The sequence below is a fragment of the Pseudomonadota bacterium genome (genome assembly GCA_036339585.1).
In the GTDB taxonomy this organism is placed as follows: domain Bacteria; phylum Pseudomonadota; class Alphaproteobacteria; order UBA8366; family UBA8366; genus UBA8366.
In genome coordinates, this window is the sequence record JAYZAS010000012.1 from 64,236 (window position 1) to 82,578 (window position 18,343).

The following is an 18,343-nucleotide window of genomic DNA, read 5'->3' on the forward strand; positions in this document are numbered from 1 at the left end:
TTTATTGTGTGTTATCACGCGCTTCAGTTATGAGGTCTAATACCTCTGTATACCCGGATGCGAGACGGTTTTTACACCTTTCACGCAACCCAAGCGATGCACACCAACGAAGAGTATCTGCAGTCGCCTTTGCCATACGAGGGGTGTGTCCTATTTCATTAAGCGTCTCAGCGACATTTTCCATTTCATCCGAACGTCGCTGAGCATGGATTATGGTGCGTGGCATATTAAAATTACACTTCTCGCGCCAATTCATACCTTTCATTGACTCTATAATGGAGTCGAGAACCTCATCCTCAATATTAAAGTGTCGAGCGGCCTGCATACACTCAAGATAAAGAGCCTCTATACCTTTCATAGTAATGGAGCGTACCATTTTACACGCAGACGCCTGCCCTACTTCTTCCTGAATAAATTTTACATCCATACCATAAGGCTGAACCATTCGGACAAAGGCTTCGCCTCCGTCTCCACCGATGAACATAGGTACTGTGTGTCGCTTCCCCGGCACATTTGACATAACTGACCCTTCTACGAAGCGCGCCCCGCTAACTTTGATTAGATCACGAACCTTTCTCTTTTTCCCTGGGGAAATCGAATTGAAATCAAGATAATACTGCTGAGGATGGAGATGTTTGGCTGCCTCTTCCGCTACATCCAGACATGCAGAGCAAGTTACTGTAGAGAATACAATATCGACATCAGAAATAGCGTCAGCGATTGAGTCGCAAGGCTCAACACCAATCTTATTCGCTAATTCATGCAAACGAACCCTTTCTATCTCCTCATCGAATAAGATGTCATACGCCTTTATCCGCTCTACTCCAGCCTCTAAAAGCCCCTCCGAAACATTGGAACCAGCCTCACCAAAACCGATAAACGCGAAACTTATAGTCATTTTAGATACCCCTTGATTTTTATTTGATTTCAAACCGAGGTTGAAAAGTTAAAACCCACACATGACTCCGAAGTTAACTCAAATTTCCGGCGTATTGAGGCTTAGCTCACACAAATATTCTAATTCCATCGATTTTGATGCCAAAAAGCCCGGGCACCAATTCCCTTTCGGGTCTTGCTTACAAATGAAAAGATGCAGATGCGATACTATTTTCCGAAGTTTAAAACGCTATATGTACTAATGAAACATTTTATCACGTCTAAAAAATACCCGAGTTAATGTGCTCTGTCACTATCACACACTATCGCGCTTAGGTAATCGTGGATGGTGGTCTACATAACTGCGGTGAATGGTGTTAGAAGGTAAATGTATGACGAATGAAATTGAAAAATACGGCCGTTCTGAAGCACCGGGTAGGAGTGAAGACGCAAGGTTACTGACAGGAAAAGGTCAATTCACCGCCGATCTTACTTTCCCTAATATGGCTCATGCGGTCTTTGTTCGCTCACCTCATGGGCATGCAGAAATCTCGAGTATCGATAGCTCTTTAGCGTTAGCCGAGCCGGGGGTAATTGCTATCTATACTGCTGATGACCTCCAAAATATTTACCCCATTCCATGCACCCGTATAGCCCAAGGGCGCAACGGGGAACGACCCGTGTGTCCCGATCGCTGGCCCCTTGCAAAAAAACGAGTTAGGCATGTGGGAGAAGCTGTGGCTGTCGTAATCGCAGAGACGAAGACGCAGGCTGAGGATGCTGCCGAGCTTGTAAACGTGGATTATTTGCCACTGGCCGCAATAGTCCGGCCTGAAAAAGCCATTTTAGACGGGGCTCCACAAATCTGGCCAAAGGTTGCTAATAATTTGATATTGGACTGGGACGACGGAGACAAATCAGCAACAGATAGAGCATTTAAAACGGCTACCCATACAGTAAAGCTTGTAACACGTAATAACCGCCTTGTTGTTTCTGCAATGGAGCCGAGGGCAGCCATCGGTCGCGTAGAGGACGGAAGGCTTACGCTTTATGCATGCAGCCAGGGAGTTAAGACACTGCACTCACAGCTTGCGTCGCTGGCACTAAAACTCAATAACCCCAATGATCTTCGCATTGTAACAGGAGATGTTGGTGGTGGTTTTGGTATGAAAACACAATGCTATCCCGAGTACCCTGTCATCCTTCGTGCAGCTGAACGCCTAGGCCGAGCTGTTAAATGGGTTGCTAACCGGGCAGAAAGCTTTGCAAGCGATAACTCTGCACGCGACAGTCAACTTACTGCTGAAATTGCATTAGACACTAACGGAGTTATACAAGCACTTCGGTATCACTCAATACAAGGAATGGGGGCATATCTATCTGCCAGTGGTCCCAGCAGCCCCACACGCAACACGGCAATGTGCCTCTCCGGCTGTTACCGCATACCATCAATTTATATTCAGGTGGAATGTGTATTTACAAACACTGCTCCAATCGGCCCTTATCGAGGGGCAGGAAGACCAGAGGCCGCTTATGTTATTGAACGACTTATGGATATGGCATCTGAAAAGACCGGTATCGGGCGTACGGAAATCCGAAAACGCAATTTTATCCCTTCGGAGGATATGCCCTACTCCACGCCTCTTAAAGTTACCTATGATTCTGGCGAATTTAATGAAATATTGGATAAAGCCCTCCCGCTTGCTGATTGGAATGGTTTTGAGAAGCGGCGCGCGATTTCAGAAAATATGGGATTGCTGCGTGGTTTAGGTATCGCTTGTTTCCTGGAACATGCGGGAGCAAATACTTCGGAGTCTGCAAGAATTGGTTTCGATGAGGATAATCGTCTTGTGTTATTCAGTGGAGCCCAATCCCAGGGTCAAGGGCACATTGATGCATTTCGGCAACTGATATCTGAGACTCTCGGGATAAGCCCAGAACGCGTTACGATGGTTCAAGGGGATAGTGATGTTTCTCCGTCGGCAGGATCAACGACGGGATCACGAACAATGGCAGTTGGGGGTGGTGCATTCCACAAGGCCGGGCTCGCAGTAATAGAAAAAGCCCGCCTTCTGGCGGCCAACCAATTCGAATGTGCACCTGCTGATGTAGAATTCGAAAACGGTTTTTTCGTGGTTGCCGGTACAGATCGAACGGTTACACTTGAAAGAATTATTGATACCGCACCCCGTGGTGCTCTTGATACAGCAGTAGACTATGAAGCACATGCCCCTACCTATCCAAATGGGTGTCACATTGCTGAGGTAGAGATAGATCCAAAAACGGGGGCTCTCACCCTAGACCGATACGCGGGGGTTGACGATTCTGGCCGGGTAATAAATCACATGATAGTCGACGGGCAACTCCATGGAGGCATTGCACAAGGAGCGGGGCAAGTGCTTATGGAGGATTCAATCTATGATGATGATGGCCAACTCATAAGTGGATCTTATATGGATTATGCTATGCCACGTGCAGATAATATGCCTAATTTTAAATTGGGTTTTCATCCTGTTCCGTGTCGCACCAATGAAATTGGGGTCAAAGGAGCCGGAGAATCTGGCACAATTGCCGCGCTGCCTACTATTATGAATGCGATTGTTAACGCGCTTAAGTCTGCTGGTGTCTCTAATGCCAATATGATTGATATGCCGGCTACACCCGAAAAGATTTGGCGAGCACTGAACGGATAGTCCCGCTTACCTCTATCATCAAAATATTTTATTCAACACGACGATTTGAGCCGCTTTTTGAGCTTTATCAATCATTAAATTCGGGGCGCTCAGTGCCTTAATTCAGCCATAGAGGCCTAATACATTATTTTTAGTAATTTGAAGTAGATCTTGTTTTGTTTAAGTACTTAACGCAAACCAATAATCGAGATCTAGTGTGAAAATACATTTAGCGCACGAAATATCGTATCCATATGAAAAAGAACGATTTATTTGATTTAAAATTATTGTATTTAGTAAATATTTACTTGCCGTAAAATATTTATTGTATTCATACTTCAAATATAATAAATAAAATTGTAATGAAACAAAATTATATGCTTTTTAGTTAAGTATTGATTAAGTGTCTTTATAAAATCTTTGGTGGGATTTATGAAAAAATTAGCATTATTGTTCGTTATACCGAGCATGGTGGCTAGTGTGGCTAGTGCCGCAGACTTTGCGGCAGGGCGTAACGCATACATACGTGGCGATTTTCAAGTCGCCTACAAAGAGTTTTTACCATTAGCCCACGAAGGGGATGCCAAATCACGTGTTGGTGTTGGGTTACTCTATGCAAAGGGGCAAGGAGTCGAACAGAATGACGTTGAAGCCCATCGTTGGTTTACATTGGCAGCCGAGCAAAAACCGAAACCAGACGTTTTTGTTAGAACCGTAGCAGTTGAAAATAGGAAGGTATTGGCAAGGCGCATGAATGAAGAACAGCTAGCTGAGGCAAAGCGTCTGGTTGATGCCAATGAAGAAAACAGGCAGCAAGCATATAAAGATAATTCTGTTGCCAAAAAAACGGCGAAAGAACCTGAATTGAGTCTCGATACTGTCACTCTAGAGACTGCGTTCATTGATAAAAAACCATCAAATGCGAGGGCGGTGTCGCACCATAATTTGAAATCTTCAGAGAGCGCCATAGATAACAATGCGATGAATCTAAGTCTAATTGAAAAAAGATCCACTCAACGAACGCCTGAGAACGCTCCAAATAAAATAGAGCCCCAAGAACTCGCAGGTATTGACCAACAGCCGTTTGTTGCGCAAAAGATACTACCTGGTAGTCGAAACGGCCGACCGACAACCATCGCTGTGATTCCGCCTAAATTTAATAAAACTAAAAATAATTCAGCCATTCTTTCTAATGACGGCTCATCTGATCAAACAATGCAGGGCCGAGTTTTAGAAACAGCGGCATTAAACGAAAAATTAAAAAGAAAAGTAGGCTCGAAAATATTAATACAATTAGGAGCGTTTAGAGATTCTCCACTCAAAATAGCATCGCGGGCCTGGGATGATATTTTTCAACTGCACGGCGATATTATAGGTCGGAAAAAACCAATAATTGTAAAGGCAAACTTGGGTACAAAGGGCGTTTTTCAAAGGTTACGCACCGGTCCTTACTCAACGTTTTCTCAAGCAGTTGAGATTTGCAAACAACTTCGAACTCGAAACCAAAGCTGCTTCGTCATTAAAAGCCGTTTATAGTTTTTCTGGCAATTTGATCCAACGGATGGATCAGTTGTGAGATACGGGTTACCGAAGGCTAGTCTCCATGGGTTCTTGCATATTGCACCCAATTCATGTCCAAATTTGTTTGACAGATTTTCATCTAGGGGGAATATCATACCGCTGGTGGCCGGATGAATTGACCGATGCGGTTCCTTCTGCGACTATAGCAGTATGGCTGATCCTCTTAACATAACGCCTATTTCAGGAGCGCTTGGAGCACGTGTCAACGGTTTGAACCTGGCAAGTAGGTTAGATCTGCGAATAACCGATTTATTGAAAGAAGCGCTCCTCAAATATCTGGTTTTAGTTTTCCCAAACCAAAAGCTTACACCGAAAGTGCAACTTAAAATTGCACGAAAGTTTGGTAGGCCAGACATCTATCCGTTTCTAGATGGAATAGATGGGCACCCAGAGGTCATTGAAATATTAAAAACACCAAAAGATAAAATTAATTTTGGTGTTCATTGGCATTCTGACACTACTTATATGGAAAGACCAAACATGGCGACGCTTCTTTACGCCATCGATGTCCCGAGATATGGCGGTGATACTCTATTCGCTAACATGTACAAAGCATACGATGCACTCTCACCAGGATTGAAGGCTATGCTCCACCAGGTCAAGGCACACTACAGCTCTGCTCAGAAAAACATTGGTGGTCGAAATGCCAAAATGAAAAACTTAACTGGTATGAATAAGGCGTATACCGAAACTCAGGCTATAGAGGCGATTCATCCGGTTATACGCACACATCCGGAAACTGGGCGAAAAGCCCTCTATGTGAATTTCTCTCATACGACTAATTTTGCGGGCATGACACCAGAAGAAACACTTCCAATATTACGTTACCTTACTACTCATGCCGTGCGCCCCGAATTTACTTGCAGGCTCCGATGGAAACAAGGTGATCTAGTAATATGGGACAACAGATGCACCCAACATAAAGCAATTAATGATTACCAGGGTCAACGTCGTCAAATGCATAGAATTACTCTAAAAGGTAGCCGACCAAATTAAAATTTTTTTCCTACCACCATTTGAAAATAATGATTTCTAAAAGGGCACTTACCGACTCTGCCAAAGGGTCAATTCTCAGACCATCTTGGAACAATGCTAAATACTGAGTAACTCAAAGAAGGCGTCTGCACATCATATATGGTTCTTTTATTTTTTTATCGATAATATCAGAATGTGGCCTGAATTGATTACCCCAATACGGCATAAATTTATGAGGCAAATCAGATATTTGTGTTCTAATTCAATTAATAAAGCTCATGGTACAAAAAACTACTTCTAAAAATAAGAAAAATCGCAATACTAATTCACGCAAGTTAGGTTGACCCAACCCTACTTTGGGCGATACCGCAACATTATATCGATCGGGGAAGATATCATGACAGAACGCATAAATGTAGCTGGATTGAAAGTTGCAGCCGAACTTTATTCTTTCATTGATCAGGAAGTCGTTCCGGGAACAGGCTTAAAACCCGAGCACTTCTGGGATCAACTTTCATGCATTCTTAAAGATATGACACCTCGGAATCGCGAGCTTCTGGAAAAACGCGACTTTTTGCAATCGCAAATAAGCGATTGGCATGTGAAACATAGGCATGAAGACCTTAATGATAAAGATTATGCTGCTTTCCTTACAGACATCGGATATCTGGTGCAGGATGGTGGAGAATTACGCGTTAATACAAAAAATGTAGATTCCGAAATCGCAAATGTTGCCGGGCCGCAGTTAGTAGTGCCAGTTAATAATGCACGCTACGCACTCAATGCAGCAAATGCACGCTGGGGTTCACTTTACGATGCTCTATATGGTACTGACGCGATCGCTGAAAATAATGATGATGTCTCAAATGGCTATGACCCGGCGCGCGGCCACAAAGTTATACAATATGTCCGTAAATTCTTAGATCAGACTACACCTCTTGCCAAAGGAAGCCATTCGGATGTTTCATCATATGTGGTAGCCAATGGTGAACTTATCGCCTTACTGGATAATGTGGAAGTTGGACTGCTAACTCCTTCTCAATTCGCTGGTTATAAGGGAGCACCAGGAAATCTCAGTTCAATATTGCTACAAAATCACGGTCTTCATATTGAAGTAAAGATAGACAGCAGTCACCCCATTGGTTGTAACGATAAAGCAAACATATCCGACGTAATCCTCGAAGCAGCCATAACAACAATCCAGGACTTTGAGGACTCCGTAGCGGCCGTTGATGCGGAAGACAAAGTCATTGCATACCGTAATTGGCTTGGCCTTATGACAGGTAACCTATCCGCATCCTTCCAAAAAAATGGCCAAGAAATCACTCGAACACTTAATAGTGATCGCAAATATACCGCGCCGAACGGTGAAGAACTCACTCTTCATGGGCGCAGTGTAATGTTAAATCGAAATGTCGGAATCCACATGTGGTCGGATGCTGTACTCGATACAGATGGTAATGAAGTGCCAGAGGGTATACTGGATGCAATGGTTACATCCGCTATCGCAATACATGATCTAAATAGTTCAGGGCCAATAAAAAATAGTCGCGAAGGCTCTGTCTACATAGTTAAACCGAAACAGCATGGACCGGAAGAAGTAGCTTTCACTAACGATCTTTTCGGTAGGGTCGAGGACGCGCTCGGCTTAAAAAGGTTTAGCTTGAAAATGGGTATCATGGACGAAGAAAGGCGCACCACCCTTAATCTAAAAGAGTCAATTCGTGCGGCTCGAGAACGGGTAGTATTTATCAATACCGGATTCTTGGATAGAACAGGTGACGAGATACACACATCCATGGATGCAGGTGCTATGATTCGCAAGGGCGACATGAAAGCAGCACCCTGGATCAGTGCCTATGAGGATTGGAATGTTGATGTAGGGCTTGCAGCGGGCTTACAGGGATGCGCACAGATTGGCAAGGGCATGTGGGCAATGCCAGACATGATGAATGACATGCTCGAACAGAAAAAAAATCATCCTTTGGCTGGAGCTAATACAGCTTGGGTCCCTTCACCCACCGCTGCAGTCCTTCACGCAATGCATTATCATGAGATCGATGTTTTTTCCCGCCAAGAAATAATCAAAACCCGAAACCAAGCATCGATAGCCGATATAATGACTATTCCGATCACTGAACGACCCAACTGGTCGGAAGATGATATACAAGCAGAGCTTGATAATAATGCGCAAGGGATACTGGGATACGTAGTCCGTTGGATTGACCAAGGAATTGGATGCTCAAAGGTACCAGATATAAATGATGTGGGTTTAATGGAAGACCGTGCAACCCTTCGTATATCGTCCCAGCATATGGCTAATTGGTTACGCCATGGCATTTGTAGCGCGGATCAGGTTCAAAAAACCTTGGAAAAGATGGCAGGTGTAGTAGATCAACAAAACGCTAAAGACCCGCTTTACAAGCCAATGACGCCAGATTTGACGAATTCCATTGCTTTTAAAGCAGCTCGTGATCTCGTTTTCAAAGGAGCTGAACAGCCCAATGGATATACTGAGTATATCCTCCACATGCGGCGCAAAGAGTTTAAAGCGCTAGCAACGTAAATGTGCCTCTTCATCATGCATTGAAAAGTGGCGTAAATGCATCGTGCCAAAATATCAAGGCGATATTGGTTTCGCGCCGCGTAATACGGTGCGATGCAAAACACGAGGGTGTAAGGCTTGATCGAAATCACCAGTAGCGCGGTGCATTAACGACCTGTTGTCCCACATTACCACTTCATTTTTTTTCCATTCATGTGTGTATACAAAACGAGGTTGGGTTACCATATCTGTTAACCGATATATAATTTCCCGCCCCTCATGCCAATTCATCCCTGCAATATGTGAGGCATGGATGCCAAGGTAAATGCTTTTTCGGTTTGTCTCAGGGTGGACCCGCACAATGGGATGGGCAACTGGCGGGCTCTCTTTTTCTTGCTCCGGAGTTGCCGGCGCATTGCATGAGTTACGTCTACTCTGCGCCCAGTGATGCACCACCTCTAGACCATCAATCATTTGTTTCATCTCTGGATACAATTCATCATAAGCCATTTGCATATTAGCAAATTGCGTGGCACCACCATTGGGAGGTATTTCCTTAGCGTAAAGGATCGTGGCAAGCGAGGGCGTCGCATGATACGACTTATCTGAATGCCAAAAATAATTTCCATGGCTTCGGGGCTTGGCAGTTGGCTGCCCGTCTGGGTCTAAGTTAGATACTATATGTACTGCCGGGAAAGGTTTGCCGCTGTGGTCAAGCGCCACGTGGCCCTCTAATTCACCAAACTGTTTAGTAAACAAAACTTGTTGATCCTTTGTAAGATCCTGGTCTGGAAATGAGAGCACGTGATATTTGACTAATGCCTTAAGAATGAAATTTATGGTTTCTTCAGCTAGAGGTGAACGAAGGTCTAAACCGGGAAGCTCTGCGCCTGCCACACGACCTATTGGGCGCACAACTAAATTATCAGAAAGTGGTCCGGAAGCATTGTCAAAGTCAATGTCTAATTCTCCTCCAAGGTCCATCGGATACCCCCTCTATCTTTTTATCATAATGTGCGCTGACGGTTGACGTCAGAATTATAATGATGGATCTTGATCAGTTTAGCACAAAATATTCTTTGCAAACACCTCATTGCTCCATACAAAAGTTATATTAATTACATGAAAATTAGCGGAAACTTATTGGTGAGAATAACTGATGCAGATACATAATTTAAAAGACGAAGAAGAGTACAATGCTGATCATCACGTCCACAAAATTCTTGCCGAGATCGAAGGCGGTGATGCAACTATTGCCTGTTGGGAGCCAGGACAGACCAGCCCTAATCACTGCCATCCCAACGCAAGTGAAATTTATTTTTGCTTTGAAGGTGGTGGAGTTATGAGAACATCAGAGGCATCAGTCGAGATAAAACCCGGTTCGTTTACATTTCACCCCCCGGGCGAAATCCATGAATTTTTGAATGGTGACACGAGAACTATATTATTCCGTATAAGGTATGGTGGCGATAAAATCTCACGACATAAAAGTTGGAACGGCAAATCAAATTGGGAACAGCGTCTTTCTGACAAAGCATTTTTTTCTTGCTAGCTAAGCATAATAAACAGTCACGGATGATTACGCAGCTCCATCAAAACAATATCCGTTGTAAACCTAAATGCTGGGCCCTTGAAAAAAATGACACGCTTTAATGTTAAAACAGAAGGGCGTGCATTCCTCAGGCTGCTATACAGTTTTTATCTTGATTTAAGGTAAGCCTCCACATCTCACGGTCAAATTTTTCATACTCAAAACCAGTGGCAGCGTGAATCGTAGAACGATTATCCCAAACAACTATATCACCCGGTTGCCATTCCCACTTCACTGTAAAATCCGGCCCGGTTAGGTAAGGTAAAAGATCGCGCAAAATACCCACGCTCTTATCCTCAATACCCTCTAAATCCCAGATATCTAGGTCTTCATTCGAAACGTCTTTGCCGGCCGGAACAATGGCGCACGTGGAACTATTTAATCCATAAAGAGCTACTTCCCGAGTCAAAGGGTGTTCAAGCACCAACGGCACCCTATTAGGTGGATTCGCTTTGCGCTGCTCAGGAGACAGGACCGGATATTCTGGCGAATAAGCATTGATTTTTTTGTCGTGATGGGCCAAGGAGCACACTGCTTCCAGTTTTTCCAATTCAAGTTTTTTCTCGTTATCTAGTCGTGCGTAGGCGGTCCGCATATCTGCAAACAGCGTCTCACCACCTGCCGGTGGTGCAATCCTGCAATGAAATACAGATCCTATAGGTGGAAATTCTCGAAAGGTTGAGTCAGTGTGCCATACAGGTCGCCGCGTTTTGGGATTGTAGCGAATATCACTATCATCTCTAAGTTGCGGCACAATAGCGAATTGAGCTCTAGGCTTACCCGCATCGTCCTTTATGTTCCCTATTCTAAGAATAGGAAAGCCAGGCACCGTTTTGTCCTCTCTTGCAGTCTGTGTTTTGTTTTCAACAATTCCGAAAACATTGGACCATGCGACCAATTCAGACGGTGTAATATCTCTTAAGTCTTCCCCACGCACCGCAACGAGACCACCGCAACTGAGCCAAATATCATATGCTTCCGTTTGGAAAGTTTTATCACTCAGGTTCTGCCTCGTAACACCATTGATCAGGATGCCAAAGCTTCCATTCAGGGGTGAAGTTTCGTGATTCATCTCGCCTCACTTCTGTTATACCTAGTATTCAAGCTCAGATATTAGCAGAAATCAGACAAAAATTTCGACCTTTGTAAGTAAAAAATTCAGGTGATGTTTTAGAACGAAAAAAAGTCTTTTTCCATCGAATAAATTTGAAAGATCTAAATGAGATACAAAACCGTAACGAATATATACGTTATCGAAGGGAGTGTAAGATTCCATAATGATACTTAGAGGTACGGCAAAAAATCCTAATGAATCGTCTGGATCAACAGAGGATAATCGGTCTCAGGCCTTAATAGACACCGAAACGTTTTTTCGTTTGCCCCAATGGCTGACTCGTGATTTACGTTCAGATCACGCTGGTGAAACGGGTGCTGTGGCGATGTATAAAGGCATTCTAGCTGTCTCCCCGTGCGATAATGTTCGCACCTTTGCTTCGGAACATCTTAAAACCGAAAGTAACCATCTAAGATTGATTGAAACTATTCTTCCAACCGCGGATCGCAGTATGTCATTACCGCTCTGGAATTTTGCTGGCTACATTACAGGGGCTTTACCCGCATTGTTTGGGTCTGAAGCAGTGTTTCAAACCATTAATGCGGTTGAGACTTTTGTCGATGATCATTATAAAAAACAAGTCATTAGGTTGAACCATCATCATCGACATTTGCGCATCGCTAATATTTTGGAACGTTGTCGCCTTGAGGAAGTGCAGCATCGGGATGAAGCCCGAAACCACTCAGCAGGAGCGAGCAATGTTTTTTTGAAAATTTGGTGCAAGCTAGTAGCCTCCGGATCGTCGGTAGCGGTCAACATTGCTCGTGCAATTTGACTTATTCGGTGATTTTTTGTCTATGTGGTATCCCAAGCGTATAAATGGATTAGAACAGCTCGAGCGGTTTGTAGCGCGTTCTGGAAAACGCTACGCTGCGCAACGAAATTTTGATTTAGGCATGAATGGTCATGAGCATGTGTCTAAGCTATCCCCATGGGTAAGGCATCGTATTATTTCTGAGGAAGAGGTGGTCACTGCCGTACTTAAGTCCCATACTCTAAGCGCCGCAGAAAAATTCGTACAAGAAGTCTTTTGGCGGACCTATTGGAAAGGCTGGCTTGAAACACACCCTAGCGTTTGGACAGATTACACAGTCCGTGCGTCTGAACTCGCTGCAGAAATCGAGAGTAATGCTCAATTACGAGGGCAGTTTTTGACGGCTACAAAGGGAAAAACGGGCATTGCATGTTTCGATGATTGGACGCACGAACTTATTGAAAGTGGATACCTCCACAACCATGCACGGATGTGGTTTGCCAGCATATGGGTTTTCACTCTAAAACTGCCTTGGGAGCTTGGAGCAGATTTTTTCCTTCGGCATTTATTAGATGGCGATCCGGCTTCAAATACGTTGTCGTGGCGATGGGTTGCCGGCCTTCATACGAAAGGAAAAACATACCTCGCGAAATCAGACAACATTTCGAAATTCACTAAAGGTCGTTATACCAACATTACCCAGCTATCGAATGAAGCTTTACCGGTAGCGTCTGTGGCGGAAACGCCTTCCCTACTACCCTTACCCATCCACGAACCATTTAAAAGCATCGGGCCGACGGGGTTATTGCTGACGGACGAAGACTTAAATCCCGCAAAGCTTATCAAGCAAAACGGACCACTAGTGGCTGTTGCCAACTTTAGTAGCGTAGAACAACGTTCGTCGCTTCCGATATCGCCAAATGTTTTAAATTTTGTCCACGGCGCACATAAAGATGCTAGTATGCGTTTTAAACAAATGAAATGCCTAGAAAACTCCTCGGTTGCTCGATGTAAATCGGTTAAAGAAATTTGTGAGTGGGCAGTCCGCAATGATCTTAATCAAGTTGTCACCCCACACATCTCAGTAGGGCCGACCCAGGATATCTTGGGAGAATTATCAAAGGATTTAGAATTGAATGGGATCAAGTTTTATCAGGTTATGAACCACTGGGATTTGATATCATGGCCTCATTCATCGCGTGGTTTTTTTAAGCTTCGAAAACACATACCGAAGATACTCTCGGAATTGCATCTTATATAGTTTGACCAATCGCTGTGCTCTGCACAAGCTGAAACAGCTTCACCATATTTCACATCAAACTATGGCTTAGGATATAAATGATCAACGATATTCTGCATAGCCTAATAGGATCACCACAGATATTGAGCCAATTAATTGAAGCACATTAATCCAAACGGACATACCATGTAGTATTTTAAAAGAACGCTCAGCTTCACTATTATCAGCCGACATATTATCGCGACATCTATTTATCCATGGCATTAATATTTGGCGCCCTAACACAGCAGCGGCCGAGATACCTGCCAAAATACAAGATTCTAAAAAATATCCGTAGAATAAACTCACTGAAGAAATAGCTGAAAGACTGGCTATAACAAGATAGTACCAGGGAAAAATGCTGCGTACAAAATAACCAGCGGTGTCTCCGTCTAATTTGATAAAGATCAATGGTGCAACTACGCACGAAAAAAATACCATTGAACCGGCTAGTATGGATGTCATCACCAGACCAAAAAGATATAAAATTAGTTCCAACATTTTAATAACTACTTTTAAAGTTTATGAGATCGATGCTTACTTTTAAGTTTTTTCAACATATTTTATTAACATATCTTTAGCACTTACCCTATATAGACCAAGTTACGGAAGGAACCATCGTTTGTGAGGAAAAATAGACGACGTGTTGTCTATGGATTAATGGGTGTAGGATTGGTTGGCCTTATACTTTCCATGCCCTTTGAGTTATCAGCGCAGGACAACCAAATGCTAATCGATGATTTTAGTAAAAAGAATTTCATTTCAGCAGTGGGAACGTCGTGGGTTGCGGTGACTGATAAAGTGATGGGGGGAATCTCTGAGGTAAAGATAGAAACAACAATAGTAAACCAGCGGCGCTGCTTACATCTCACAGGCAATGTACGCGTTGAGAACAATGGCGGTTTCATACAAGCCGCACTGAACTTATCAAAAGACAACAAATTATTTGATGCATCACTGTTTTCTGGAATTCGCCTAACGGTATACGGAAATAATGAGGATTACTCGATCCATCTGCGCACACTCGACAATTACCGGCCATGGCAATCATATCGGGCACACTTTGTGGCAAAATCAATGTGGCACGTTATTGAGCTTCCATTTGAGAGCTTCAAACCTTACAGGCTGGAGACGAAGCTCGACACTAAACGTCTTAAGCGCATTGGTTTGGTGGCCATAGGTCGTCCCTTTAGGCCTGATCTAGCCGTTTCAAACATTGAATTTTACAGATAGTTCCCACCGTCGAGCATAATTCTGTAGCAGATGCCTATACTAACGCTGTGAAAGAGATCGTTACCCGGCTTTCATCAATATCTTGAGGCAAGGTGCTATGCATAACGTTGCTGTTAAATACTACTAATTTACCTGGCTCAGCCGTGATGACCTTTCCGCGGCTGTTATATTCATTGTTTTCATCAACAAGTAAAGCGATCATGTTATCAATTATTTCAGACTTAATTATAATAGGAGAAGACCCTCGTGATGCTTTTAAAAAGTATACACCAGTAAAATTTGAATTTGGGTGATTGTGGATATCAATACATTCACCTTTTTTGTAAATATTGAACCACATTTTGTTAATTTCTAGTCCATTTTTATTTACATCAATACTTTGTTTGCTTGCAAATACAGTCAACTCCTTTTTTATAAATGTAGTAAGTGCTTCGAATATAGGACGCCTGTGTAAATCGTTGCAGCTATCAATTGTAGTGTAATGAGGAACGGTAACGCGCGGGGCAAGGCTATTTGGAACTACTCTGCCAAGTCTATCCAGTTCCATGAGCATAGAGCTATTCAAATCCCTATATCTAGGAAAAAAGTTAGACTGTATTATTGTAGGAAAAACTGCGTAATGATGGGTTAAGTTGTCAATATCCATCTGATTATTTCAGTGCCAACGGTTCGAGTGAAAAATTCACGGCTAGCGTAATTCGATCACCATCAATGTCATTATAGGGGACACTATGTTTTGTAGAGCTTTCAAAAATTACAAAGTCGCCGGCATTCGGTGGATAAGGCATACTTAGGCAATTAACTGGCGTTTCATCAATAAACGGGGGACGGATCATTGTTTTATAGTGAGGCGAATAAAATAGTAGACTCGATGCACCCTTTGGTACTTTTACAAAATAAACACCACTTAAAATGTGGTTCGGATGATTGTGGATATCTTGTGAATGTCCGCGACCGTAAATGTTTAACCAACAATCGTTGAGATGAAGTCTTTTTTCTCCATAATGGTATCGCATTATTTCGCCGTAATGTATTGCGCACGCCGTGACAAATTCAGCAAAACTTTTTAAACCAGGACGTGAATGTAAACGGCCCTCGGTCGTCATTGTTGTATAGTGGTCACATGACCAGTTACTTGGTTTCCCATTGGGTACTTCATCCCGGATAACTAAAATTTCCCTCATCAAGTCAGCATTAAAGATATCAGCACTTGGATGCTGTGTAACCTGAATGAGAGTTGGAAACAGGTACTCTGTTATGCGGGTTTCATCCGATGTCATAGATGTTGTATAATCGAAAAATAGTCATGTTGGCCATGCTGATTTTCCTACCATGTATTTCCACCATTTAAGGACTTTCAGTGTTGCCCATAAACGTGACATAACCAATTGATAGTTTTCGTTAAGCAAAAACAATGGGAGTATCCAACATGAGAAAGCTTTTGATGGCGGCTGCCTTAGTGGCATTTGCCGGTAACATTTTAATTGGGACAGAGCCAGCATTAGCTGCTGACGGCCCAACACTCACTGCAATTAAGAAACGTGGTGAATTGATATGCGGCGTCCATCAAGGTCGCTATGGCTTTGCTATCGCTGACAAAAAAGGTAAGTGGAAAGGGCTCGACGTTGATATCTGCAAAGCAGTAGCAGCAGCAGTTCTTGGTGATGGTAACAAGGTAAAATATATTCCATTAGGAAGCGTGCAACGCTTCCCTGCCCTGCAGTCGGGGCAAGTTGACATGCTTTCACGCACAACAACTATCACGCTTACCCGAGACTCAGCTCTTGGTCTTAACTTTGGCCCCCCAACCTTCTACACCGGAACCGGTTTTATGGTTCGCAAGAAACTGGGAATTACAAAAGTCGACCAACTGGATGGCGCAGCAATTTGTGTCTTCCCAGGTAGCACAACAGAGAAGAATATTGCTGCATTATTTAAATCAAAAGGAATGAAGATGACCCCCGTTGTTATCGAAAATTCAAAAGAACTTGTCAGTGCATATATGGCGGGTCGTTGTGATGTTCTTGCTATGGATCAGGCCGGACTTCCGGGTCACCAACAATACGATGCTAAAACCCCCTCCGATCATGTCATTTTGGATGGAGTTTACTCCAAGGAACCACTCGCCGTTGGCGTACGAGCTGATGATGACCAGTGGTTCGATATTACAAAGTGGGTTGTACATGCACTATTCAATGCAGAAGAGTGGGGAATTACTCAAGCGAACGTCGACAAAATGAAAGCGTCAAAAGATCCGAATGTTACACGACTGCTTGGTGCAACTGGTAATCTTGGCAAAAAGATAGGACTAGGCAAATCATGGGCTTATGACGCAATCAAAGCGGTTGGCAACTATGGTGAAGTATACGATAGAAACTGGGGCCCGCCGTTGAACCTTGCGCGAGGCGTCAATAAACTTTGGACAAAAGGGGGCCTGATGTACGGCTTCCCGATGAAGTAAGACTCTTTAGATGTGCCGCCCAGCCTTTGCAGGGCGGCACATCCTAATTTTTTTTTAACCGAAACTGCGAAATAGGTTATGGCCGAACAGGCGCACCCGCCAAAAACCAATCGTTCGATACTCCACAGTATCGCGTTCCGGAACGTTGCATATCAACTGCTACTTGCTGCGGCGCTGATTTTTCTTGGCTGGTATCTTTATTACAATATTAATGAAAATCTCGATCGCCAGAATATTGCAACGGGTTGGAGTTTTCTAAGTGAGCCAGCAGGTTTTGACATAAGCGAGTCAATTATCCCTTTTGACTCAAGTCAAACCTTCGCCCGTATCTTTGCCGCCGGCGTACTTAATACTCTTCATATAGCGTTTGTTGGTATTTTTCTTGCTACCTTACTGGGTGTTATAATGGGAATAGCCCGCGTATCACGTAACTGGCTAGTATCAAAATTAGCCTCCGCTTACGTAGAAATCTGCCGGAACGTACCCGTCGTTCTACATGTGATTTTTTGGTCGTCCATCATCCGACTTCTGCCCCATCCACGCCAAGCACTAGAACCGTTTAATGGAGCATTTATATCCAATCGTGGTCTTATGCTGCCGTTCCCGGTTGATAACGTACTTTACCCTTGGGTAGCTTTTACTCTAGTTCTAGGAATTGGTGGTGCATTGATTTTTACTCGGTGGGCACGTTACCGTCGAGAACACACCGGACAATACATTGCTGTCTTTTGGCCCAGCACTTCAATAACTATTGGATTACCATTGTTGGTATGGGCTTTAGGCGGCGCTCCATTGTCGTGGGATTATCCAGAATTGAAAGGGTTTAATTACCAAGGAGGGATATCCCTATCCCCAGAATACATAGCTCTACTAATCGGTATAACAGTGTACACAGGAGCTTTCATCGCCGAGATAGTTCGTTCCGGTATTGAGTCAATTCATCGTGGACAGATTGAAGCTTCTCGTGCCCTTGGGCTACGCCATAGTTTCATCATGCGCTATATTACAATTCCGCAAGCTCTCAGGGTAATAGTACCACCCACAGCAAGCCAATATCTAAGTCTTACCAAAAATAGTTCTTTAGGGGTTCTGATAGGCTACCCTGATTTGGTCAATATCGGAAATACTTCACTAAATCAGACGGGCCAGGCGGTGGAGGCGATTGCAATCATGATGCTAGTATACCTAACGATAAGCCTCACGATCTCAATTCTTATGAATTTTTACAACAAACTTGTAGCTATTAGGGAGCGCTGACATTG

The 18,343-nt window shown here is 43.6% G+C and carries 16 protein-coding genes; 10 read left to right on the forward strand and 6 right to left on the reverse strand.

Annotated elements, in window-relative coordinates; translation table 11 throughout:
* Position 1 precedes the first annotated feature (1 nt).
* Positions 2-898 carry a DUF1932 domain-containing protein gene (locus tag VX941_08895; GenBank protein MEE2933525.1) on the reverse strand — a complete coding sequence of 299 codons (897 nt, stop codon included), beginning with the start codon at positions 896-898 and terminating at the stop codon, positions 2-4.
* A 370-nt stretch (positions 899-1,268) separates the two neighbouring features.
* Between VX941_08895 and VX941_08900 the strand changes: the two genes are divergently transcribed.
* The 4 genes from VX941_08900 (at position 1,269) to VX941_08915 (ending at position 8,670) form a co-directional block, all read left to right on the forward strand.
* A complete protein-coding gene (locus VX941_08900; GenBank protein ID MEE2933526.1) occupies positions 1,269-3,569 on the forward strand; it encodes a xanthine dehydrogenase family protein molybdopterin-binding subunit in 2,301 nt (766 codons plus the stop codon).
* A 411-nt stretch (positions 3,570-3,980) separates the two neighbouring features.
* On the forward strand, positions 3,981-5,084 hold the full coding sequence (locus tag VX941_08905) for an SPOR domain-containing protein (GenBank protein MEE2933527.1): 1,104 nt from the start codon (positions 3,981-3,983) through the stop codon (positions 5,082-5,084).
* Positions 5,085-5,279: 195 nt separating this feature from the next.
* On the forward strand, positions 5,280-6,125 hold the full coding sequence (locus VX941_08910) for a TauD/TfdA family dioxygenase (protein MEE2933528.1): 846 nt from the start codon (positions 5,280-5,282) through the stop codon (positions 6,123-6,125).
* A gap of 376 nt (positions 6,126-6,501) precedes the next feature.
* A complete protein-coding gene (locus VX941_08915; GenBank protein MEE2933529.1) occupies positions 6,502-8,670 on the forward strand; it encodes a malate synthase G in 2,169 nt (722 codons plus the stop codon).
* A 54-nt stretch (positions 8,671-8,724) separates the two neighbouring features.
* Here the strand turns inward: VX941_08915 and VX941_08920 are convergent, their stop codons facing one another.
* Positions 8,725-9,633 carry a TauD/TfdA family dioxygenase gene (locus VX941_08920; protein ID MEE2933530.1) on the reverse strand — a complete coding sequence of 303 codons (909 nt, stop codon included), beginning with the start codon at positions 9,631-9,633 and terminating at the stop codon, positions 8,725-8,727.
* A 175-nt stretch (positions 9,634-9,808) separates the two neighbouring features.
* On the opposite strand from VX941_08920, the gene VX941_08925 reads away from it, so the two are divergent.
* Positions 9,809-10,201, forward strand: a complete 393-nt coding sequence (locus tag VX941_08925; protein MEE2933531.1) for a cupin domain-containing protein — start codon at positions 9,809-9,811, stop codon at positions 10,199-10,201.
* 127 nt (positions 10,202-10,328) lie between these two features.
* Here the strand turns inward: VX941_08925 and VX941_08930 are convergent, their stop codons facing one another.
* Positions 10,329-11,312, reverse strand: a complete 984-nt coding sequence (locus tag VX941_08930) for a TauD/TfdA family dioxygenase (protein MEE2933532.1) — start codon at positions 11,310-11,312, stop codon at positions 10,329-10,331.
* 205 nt (positions 11,313-11,517) lie between these two features.
* Between VX941_08930 and VX941_08935 the strand changes: the two genes are divergently transcribed.
* Both VX941_08935 and VX941_08940 read left to right on the forward strand, forming a co-directional pair.
* Positions 11,518-12,129 carry a demethoxyubiquinone hydroxylase family protein gene (locus VX941_08935; protein MEE2933533.1) on the forward strand — a complete coding sequence of 204 codons (612 nt, stop codon included), beginning with the start codon at positions 11,518-11,520 and terminating at the stop codon, positions 12,127-12,129.
* Positions 12,119-13,369 carry an FAD-binding domain-containing protein gene (locus VX941_08940; protein ID MEE2933534.1) on the forward strand — a complete coding sequence of 417 codons (1,251 nt, stop codon included), beginning with the start codon at positions 12,119-12,121 and terminating at the stop codon, positions 13,367-13,369. The genes VX941_08935 and VX941_08940 overlap by 11 nt, the downstream gene beginning before the upstream one ends.
* A gap of 81 nt (positions 13,370-13,450) precedes the next feature.
* On the opposite strand, the gene VX941_08945 is transcribed toward VX941_08940, so the two are convergent.
* A complete protein-coding gene (locus tag VX941_08945) occupies positions 13,451-13,888 on the reverse strand; it encodes a DUF4149 domain-containing protein (GenBank protein MEE2933535.1) in 438 nt (145 codons plus the stop codon).
* A gap of 123 nt (positions 13,889-14,011) precedes the next feature.
* On the opposite strand from VX941_08945, the gene VX941_08950 reads away from it, so the two are divergent.
* Positions 14,012-14,620 (forward strand): CIA30 family protein, encoded by a 609-nt coding sequence (locus VX941_08950; protein ID MEE2933536.1) that lies wholly within the window; start codon positions 14,012-14,014, stop codon positions 14,618-14,620.
* Positions 14,621-14,654: 34 nt separating this feature from the next.
* On the opposite strand, the gene VX941_08955 is transcribed toward VX941_08950, so the two are convergent.
* Positions 14,655-15,266 carry a TIGR02466 family protein gene (locus VX941_08955; protein MEE2933537.1) on the reverse strand — a complete coding sequence of 204 codons (612 nt, stop codon included), beginning with the start codon at positions 15,264-15,266 and terminating at the stop codon, positions 14,655-14,657.
* Between the two features lie 4 nt (positions 15,267-15,270).
* Positions 15,271-15,900: a TIGR02466 family protein gene (locus VX941_08960; GenBank protein MEE2933538.1), complete on the reverse strand. Its 630-nt coding sequence runs from the start codon at positions 15,898-15,900 to the stop codon at positions 15,271-15,273.
* Between the two features lie 149 nt (positions 15,901-16,049).
* On the opposite strand from VX941_08960, the gene VX941_08965 reads away from it, so the two are divergent.
* Both VX941_08965 and VX941_08970 read left to right on the forward strand, forming a co-directional pair.
* A complete protein-coding gene (locus VX941_08965) occupies positions 16,050-17,081 on the forward strand; it encodes an amino acid ABC transporter substrate-binding protein (GenBank protein MEE2933539.1) in 1,032 nt (343 codons plus the stop codon).
* Positions 17,082-17,159: 78 nt separating this feature from the next.
* Complete coding sequence (locus tag VX941_08970) at positions 17,160-18,338, forward strand: ABC transporter permease subunit (GenBank protein ID MEE2933540.1); 1,179 nt, start codon at positions 17,160-17,162, stop codon at positions 18,336-18,338.
* The last annotated feature ends 5 nt before the right edge of the window (positions 18,339-18,343 follow it).

Coding starts and splice junctions, on each gene's coding strand:
- VX941_08920 (MEE2933530.1), bottom strand. CDS start 9,633: ATGGACCTTGGAGGAGAATTAGACATTGACTTTGACAATGCTTCCGGA.
- VX941_08905 (MEE2933527.1), top strand. CDS start 3,981: ATGAAAAAATTAGCATTATTGTTCGTTATACCGAGCATGGTGGCTAGT.
- VX941_08960 (MEE2933538.1), bottom strand. CDS start 15,900: ATGACATCGGATGAAACCCGCATAACAGAGTACCTGTTTCCAACTCTC.
- VX941_08930 (MEE2933532.1), bottom strand. CDS start 11,312: ATGAATCACGAAACTTCACCCCTGAATGGAAGCTTTGGCATCCTGATC.
- VX941_08945 (MEE2933535.1), bottom strand. CDS start 13,888: ATGTTGGAACTAATTTTATATCTTTTTGGTCTGGTGATGACATCCATA.
- VX941_08970 (MEE2933540.1), top strand. CDS start 17,160: ATGGCCGAACAGGCGCACCCGCCAAAAACCAATCGTTCGATACTCCAC.
- VX941_08935 (MEE2933533.1), top strand. CDS start 11,518: ATGATACTTAGAGGTACGGCAAAAAATCCTAATGAATCGTCTGGATCA.
- VX941_08900 (MEE2933526.1), top strand. CDS start 1,269: ATGACGAATGAAATTGAAAAATACGGCCGTTCTGAAGCACCGGGTAGG.
- VX941_08955 (MEE2933537.1), bottom strand. CDS start 15,266: ATGGATATTGACAACTTAACCCATCATTACGCAGTTTTTCCTACAATA.
- VX941_08965 (MEE2933539.1), top strand. CDS start 16,050: ATGAGAAAGCTTTTGATGGCGGCTGCCTTAGTGGCATTTGCCGGTAAC.
- VX941_08910 (MEE2933528.1), top strand. CDS start 5,280: ATGGCTGATCCTCTTAACATAACGCCTATTTCAGGAGCGCTTGGAGCA.
- VX941_08915 (MEE2933529.1), top strand. CDS start 6,502: ATGACAGAACGCATAAATGTAGCTGGATTGAAAGTTGCAGCCGAACTT.
- VX941_08895 (MEE2933525.1), bottom strand. CDS start 898: ATGACTATAAGTTTCGCGTTTATCGGTTTTGGTGAGGCTGGTTCCAAT.
- VX941_08925 (MEE2933531.1), top strand. CDS start 9,809: ATGCAGATACATAATTTAAAAGACGAAGAAGAGTACAATGCTGATCAT.